The following is a 3,867-nucleotide window of genomic DNA, read 5'->3' on the forward strand; positions in this document are numbered from 1 at the left end:
CACAGCGCACGGAGCGCGGAGGTCGGCGCGCGATCGCGTGCTGGTGCTGGTCGGCTTCGCGGTGTACGGAGCCCTCGCCGCGCTGGGCGACCCGATGACGTGGCCCGTGCGCGTGGCCGTGGCCGGCGGGGTCCTCATCGTGATCGTCCTCGCGGTGCGGCGTGGGTGGCACAGGCCCGGATCCCCCGGTGACCGGGGCGACCTCTCCAAGGCCGGACCCGTGCCGATCATCGTGTGGGTAGTGCTCCTCGCGGTCGTCGCGGTGATCCAACTGGGGCATTTCTTCGCCGAACCGCGCTCGATCTACCCGACGCTCAGTTCGTTGTTCGAGCAGCCCCTGTCCTTCTACCCGGTTCGTGCCGCGGCCTTCGCCGTGTGGGCGTGGCTGGGATGGGCCCTGGTGACGCGGTGACGTTCCTCCCCGCGGACCGCTCCGCCAACCTCGTCATCTGGGCGGTGGTCTGGTCACTCGTACTCCTCTGGGTGGTCGTGACCGCGCGCTCCTCCGTGCTTCCGAACCTCCTCGACCTCGTCCGGTTCGTCCGCCGTTTCTGGCTGCTCCGGTGGGCCCTGCTGGCCTTCTGGATCTGGCTGGGGTGGCACCTGTTCGTGCGGACCACCGCGTGAGTGCGCGCGGGTGCTCTGGAAGGTGACCGGGCGGGAACCGTAACGTAGGCGGTGAACTCGGTTGATGGCCTGCGGTGTCGGCGCGCCGGTCGGACTCAAGGAGGGTGAGGCGAGCATGGTCGCGAGTCGCCCCGCCCCCGGTGTGGCGGGTCCCGTCCCGAACCCGCAGTCCCCTCCGCGCACGCGACTGTTCGACGCGCTCTCCGGGCCGGAGCGGTTGGTCGTCGTGCGTGGCCCCCTGCTCTCCGGGAAGACCACCCTGCTCAGGCGGTGGTCGGCCGCCTCCGCCTCCCCCGGAGCCGTCGCCGGGGTGATCGGGCCCGAACCGGGCAGCACGCCTGACGCCTATTGGCAGGAGGTCGCGACGTCACTGCCGGAGCAGAGGGACGCCGACGCACCGACGGTCGGACCGGTCGGTGCGCGCCGTACCGCCACGGACCCGCCGGCAGACCCTTTCGACCAGGTGAAGTCCCTGGTCCGGACGTGGCGCGGCCCCCTCACACTGGTCCTGGACGACCTCCATCTGGTGGGGGAGCCGGAGAACCGTGTTCGTGACCTCTTCGAGCAGTCGTCCGGCGGAATGGTTCGTGTGCTGGTGGCCACCCGCACCGCGGGGGCTTGGCACGAGGCACCGGGGCTGCCGGCGGACAGGGTGTTCGTGCCACCGGCGGACCTCCTGCTCACGGACGCCGAACTCGACGCCGCGATCGATCTGGCGGGTCTGACCACGGCGTCGGCTATCCCCCTGGGTGAGGTCGCGGCGGAGACGGGCCGAATCGCCGGCCTGGTCGACAAGGGTGTCGGCGCCCTGAGGACGGGCTCCCCGGCCCGTGCGGACCGGGTCGGGCGCATCCGCAGCGTGGTGGACCGGGTGGTCGTCCGGGTTCTGGCCGAGACGGCGGAACTGCACCGCCACAGGAGGGAGATCTTTTGTGCCGCGACGGCCACCCCGCTGACCGCGTCGTCGGTCGGCGTGGCGATCGGCGGGGTGACCGGACGGGTGAACGCGGTAGGCGACGTATTCGTCGCCCTCGAGAGGCACGGACTCACCGTCCGCGAGGCCGGGGCGGCCGAGCCGACCTGGAGCTTTCCCGACCCGATCAGGGCATCGCTCCTGCGCATCGCGGCAACTGAGAGGCCGGAGGACCTCCGCGATGCGCGGATCGCCCTCATCGACCACTGGCTCTCGGAGGGTCGGCCCCACACGGCGTTCGTCCACGCGATCGATGCCGAACGCTGGGACCTCGTGCTGGACATCCTCCGCGCGCACTGGAAGACCCTGTACACGACGAACTTCCTGCACATGGACGGGGACCTCAAGCGGATCCCCCCCGAGGTGCTCGAGAGCGAATCGCTCTTCGGCACGTTGCGCAGGATGCACAGTCAGTTCTCCGCGCCCAAGGACAGTCCCGCGCCGCCTCCGGATCTGGTGGACTCGCCCGAGGTCTCGGATGACGCCGAGCGGTTGATGCGGATGATCTCACTCCGCATCGACGGGCGTTTCGAGAAGGCCGCAGCGGAGTACGAGATGCTGCGCCGGGTCCCCGCCCCCGACGTCGAGTCCTCTACGCAATCGGAGCGGGACGGCCCGGCGTTCGTGTTCCTCCACCTGGGCCTGACCCTGCTCCTGGTGGGGCGATTCGACGACGCTCATCAGATGCTGCGCCGGGGTCACCGGCTCGGGGTCGGGTCGTTCATCGAGCGGGACGCCGCCGGGAAGCTGACTCTGGTCAACGCGATCCTCGGCCACGTCCGGGACGCCGACTCCTGGTGGGACGAGGAGCAGCGGCACCCGCAGCTGCCCCACAACTCGGAACTCGTGGTCCGCCCGGCCGGCATGATCGGGTCCGCACTGGCGCGGCTCGAGCGCCTGGACATCGACTCCGCCATAGATCTCATGACGGACCTCGGTCCCCCCGCGGACCAGGAGGAGCTGTGGGGCTTCTCCCTGTACGTGTACGGACAGATCGCTCTGGCGGCCGGCACCCCGGCCGACGGGTTGCGGTACGTCGAGCACCATATGAGGAGGTTTCCCGGGTTGCGCGCGGACGGCGCCGTGGTGGGGCCGCTCCTCGATGCGGTCCGGGCCGACCTCCACCTGGCGATGGGGCGAACCGCCGTGGCCTTCGACCTCCTCGGGGGGTCCACGCACCCCCTCACCGCTCCGGCCCGGGCCCGGGCCCGACTGTACGACGGCGAGCACGCGGGCGCGTTGGGCGTCGTCCGGGATCACTACGGGGATCTCGGGTGCACGCAGCGCGACTCCCTGGAGCTGTCCCTGGTCGGTGCCGCCGCCTGGATCGGGCTCGGCAACCGTGAGGAGGCGGTGACGTACCTGGAGCGCGCGATCACCACGTCCACGCTCACCGGAGTGGTTCGTCCCTTCGTCACGCTCGCCCCCGGGACCCTGGCCACGCTGGCGACCCTGGGCCCCGAGTTGCCGCCCCCGGTGCGCGATGCGACCCCCCCGTCGCCGGCCCCGGGATCAACCGAGCTCACCGGACGCGAGCTCGCCATCCTCGCGAGTCTCGCCACCGGTGATTCCATCACCGCCATCGCGCGGCAGCACTTCGTCAGTGCCAACACGGTCAAGACACAGCTGCGGTCGGCATACCGCAAGCTCGGGGTCCGATCCCGCGACGCGGCGGTCGACGAAGCTCGACGGCGCGGCCTGGTCTGATGGCTGAGCAGGATGGTCGTCCAACTCGAGCCGGGGCCCTCGGGGCGTCCGGCTGAGTGGCCGCAATAGCCCGCTCATCACTGCTTTCACCCGCCCTTTCACCCGGGTGAAAAAGTCGTCCCGATAGGTGTTCCGTCTCCAATGTGAGTTAGCGTCCATGTTGATCGTGTCGCGCAATCGTGATCACCGTCGCCATCGGCCGGGCCGGATCCGTGCCCGTGACCCCCACCCGCCCACGCGGGCATCTCCCCATCACAGGAGAACTCAGCCGTGACCGTGCGGGCCCGGTGGGGCGACGGGATCCGTCTTCGGAAGGACCACCCATGAGGCGCCTGAGGCTCCCGTATCGGCACGGAGACGGGGCGGGCGCCTCTGCTGCGCTGGCAGTGCTGTGCGCCGTCATCGCTCTCGTGCTGCCCACGCTGGTTCTCGCCCCCATGGCGTCGGCCCGAGCCACCTCTCCGGCGCCCGCGACGGCGACACGGGGTACCGGTCCGGAAGCCGTCCGCCCGGCCCCGGCGGCGATGGATGTGCGGGTCGCGGTTCGCGGACCCGGCGAC

At 70.9% G+C, this 3,867-nt stretch carries 4 protein-coding genes; all 4 read left to right on the forward strand.

The annotated features are described in order from the left end of the window. Positions 1–412: hypothetical protein (locus G6026_RS12070; protein ID WP_206681818.1), on the forward strand; the 412-nt coding region annotated here is incomplete at its 5' end. Next, entirely contained in the window at positions 409–627 is a 219-nt protein-coding gene (locus G6026_RS12075) for a hypothetical protein (protein WP_107757713.1), read from the forward strand. The genes G6026_RS12070 and G6026_RS12075, both read left to right, overlap by 4 nt. Positions 628–742: 115 nt before the next feature. Then, positions 743–3,307 (forward strand): LuxR C-terminal-related transcriptional regulator, encoded by a 2,565-nt coding sequence (locus G6026_RS12080; RefSeq protein ID WP_182613324.1) that lies wholly within the window; start codon positions 743–745, stop codon positions 3,305–3,307. 323 nt (positions 3,308–3,630) lie between these two features. Then, positions 3,631–3,867, forward strand: a 237-nt coding sequence (locus tag G6026_RS16970) for a hypothetical protein (RefSeq protein ID WP_206682027.1), incomplete at its 3' end; no start/stop codon positions are given.

The sequence above is a fragment of the Dietzia sp. DQ11-38-2 genome (assembly GCF_014145055.1).
Taxonomy (GTDB): Bacteria; Actinomycetota; Actinomycetes; order Mycobacteriales; family Mycobacteriaceae; genus Dietzia.

Excerpts from the sequence above, each read along its gene's own strand:
- G6026_RS12080 (WP_182613324.1), top strand. The coding sequence starts at position 743 with ATGGTCGCGAGTCGCCCCGCCCCCGGTGTGGCGGGTCCCGTCCCGAAC.